At 35.3% G+C, this 2,480-nt stretch carries 3 protein-coding genes and 1 pseudogene; all 4 read left to right on the top strand.

The genetic code is table 11. The features are described 5' to 3' along the window. Window positions 1-37 precede the first annotated feature (37 nt). Window positions 38-1,261: a cation:proton antiporter gene (locus WYK_RS19740; RefSeq protein ID WP_040376171.1), complete on the top strand. Its 1,224-nt coding sequence runs from the start codon at window positions 38-40 to the stop codon at window positions 1,259-1,261. A gap of 167 nt (window positions 1,262-1,428) precedes the next feature. Continuing rightward, window positions 1,429-1,710, top strand: coding sequence for a hypothetical protein (locus WYK_RS19745; protein ID WP_040376172.1), 282 nt, complete (start codon window positions 1,429-1,431; stop codon window positions 1,708-1,710). A 261-nt stretch (window positions 1,711-1,971) separates the two neighbouring features. After that, window positions 1,972-2,040: pseudogene (locus WYK_RS25845) on the top strand (hypothetical protein); the annotation flags it as partial. Beyond that, on the top strand, window positions 2,025-2,273 hold the full coding sequence (locus WYK_RS19750) for a class-II aminoacyl-tRNA synthetase family protein (protein WP_040376173.1): 249 nt from the start codon (window positions 2,025-2,027) through the stop codon (window positions 2,271-2,273). The pseudogene WYK_RS25845 and the gene WYK_RS19750, both read left to right, overlap by 16 nt. Window positions 2,274-2,480: the final 207 nt, after the last annotated feature.

Below are 2,480 nucleotides of genomic sequence, written 5' to 3' on the forward strand. Positions count from 1 at the left end.
TAAAGAAGGTGACATAAAAGAGAGGCAGGGGGTATAAATGGATACAATGATATTAGATGTTGGAACAGCACTCGTACTTATTGCGATTGGTTCAATCATTGCAAATAAGCTTAATTTTTCAATCATTCCATTTCTCATTATTCTAGGTATGCTGGTCGGACCACATGCACCTAAAATAGGGATTATTGATCTAACCTTTATTGAAAGTAACGATATCATTCAATTTTTAGGGAGGATCGGGGTACTTTTTTTACTATTCTATTTAGGACTTGAATTTTCAGTTGGTAAGTTAATAAAATCAGGACGTAACATTATAGTGGGTGGAAGTGTCTACGTTGCGATTAACTTTGTATTAGGTCTTGTCTATGGATGGATTGTAGGCATGCCTTGGATGGAAACGCTGATTATAGCAGGATTACTTAGCGTATCCTCTAGCGCCATTGTGGCTAAGGTGCTCGTTGATCTAAAGCGGACGGCAAACCCGGAAACAGAGTTAATTCTAGGGATCATTTTATTTGACGATATCTTTCTAGCAATATTTTTAACAACCATGTCGGGTATATTACTCGGAGGCTCAACATCCGCCTTTGGTATTATCACATCGGTGCTAATATCGATAGGGTATATGTTGTTATTCTTTGTCATTGCGCGAAAAGGTGCGCCTATACTAAATAAACTGTTTATGATCAAATCCAATCTAAACTTTATTATTGTAATCTTTGCCCTCCTATTCTTTGTTGCTGGCTTTTCGGAGAAACTACATGTTGCGGAAGCCATTGGCGCTTTATTATTGGGTTTAGTTTTTTCAGAAACGATTCATCGCGATCGGATCGAAAAATTGGTTGTTCCTTTTAGAGACTTTTTCGGGGCCATTTTCTTCTTCAGCTTCGGATTAAGTATTGATCCATCTACTTTAACCGATGCAATCTGGCTGGCTTTAGGGGCTGCGATTATTACGATTGTCGGTAATATCTCTGCAGGTATGATTTCTGGAAGAAAAGCAGGACTTTCACATAAAATGTCTAGCAATATCGGCTTAACCATTATGGCAAGAGGAGAATTTTCAATTATTGTGGCTAACTTAGGAATAACAGCAGGATTAAGCCCAATATTAACACCATTTACGGCTCTGTACGTTCTAATCTTGGCTATTTTAGGCCCGCTTTTGACAAAAGAAAGTAAAAGCGTTTATAAGTTTCTTAACATGATTTTTAGATGGAGCGATAAACCAGAGAAGAAAAAAATAGAGATTTCAGGTTGACAAAGCATCCCAAAATTCGTTTGATAGATACGAATTTTGGGATGCTTATCTTTTGTTAGGGGAAAACTAGTTATTGTATATAAAACACATTTTACAAGATGTTTAGCATAAATTATTTTTCTTATTACACATATACTTGTAGGTGTGGATAAATAGGAGGATTTGATATGGATTTAACAAACAAACTACTTTGTGATAATTGTAATGAATATTTTATGAAGATAGATGAGTTTTGGAAATGTCCTAATTGTTTTAATAAGCTATCAGAGGAACGGCTGGAAAGGTTTATAAATATGAGTGCACAAGTGGGCAATGAATCCTTTGAGAACACTTTATATGAAAATGGTTCACCAATCGACAATAAATACGCAGTAATTCATAATGAAAGTGGAAAATATAATAGTATTTGGTTTGTTGACGATGATGGAACAGGTGACGGTTTGAGTTGAAAAAACCTTAGATATAACAATCACTACTTGCTGCGTATTTAGATTTGACAATGCTTCTGTCATCGTACTACTTCCTCATTAAGCGTTTCTCCCCCCATCTTTCCCTTACAAAAAACTCCTAAAACTAAACCAGTGAGTTATCAACGATTGTCATATCAGCAAGTAGTAATACTTATAGAAATCCTTCTCTTTTGTCACAAAAAAAGGAATAGTTCATAAAGTAATTTTAGTTATTTACCGGATTATGATGATTGGAACTTAAATGGAGACATCGTATTTTGGAATCCCCTCAAAGCTCATTTGAGGTATCATCAATGGGGATTAGAGTAGTCGAAAACACCTTGCTGGAGCAATTAAAGAGTGCAAACAATGAAGATCGCAAAGAGCTGAAATATCATAAGTCCCTACTGATTGGAGAACTATCCTATACCATCGGTGGAGGAATCGGTCAGTCAAGATTATGCATGTTTCTCTTAAAGAAAGCTCATATTGGTGAAGTTCAAGCCTTGGTTTGGAACGAGAAAGTTTTAAATGAATGTAAAGATAATATACATCTATTATAGAGCTCATTTTTTAACAGACCTAGGAGTAGATATTCTTCTAGGTCTGTTTTTTTGCATTGGACGAAACATACATTAATTTTGCTGGCTGTTTTTACGGATGACGTGTGCAGTTTCCTCTATTATATAGATGACTGGGATTTGTGTAGTGATATTGGTTTCATTTAATTGTACTTCAGTTACATAATAAGCAATATTTATATCTGACAT

The organism is Peribacillus psychrosaccharolyticus ATCC 23296, assembly GCF_000305495.1.
Lineage (GTDB): Bacteria > Bacillota > Bacilli > Bacillales > DSM-1321 > Peribacillus > Peribacillus psychrosaccharolyticus.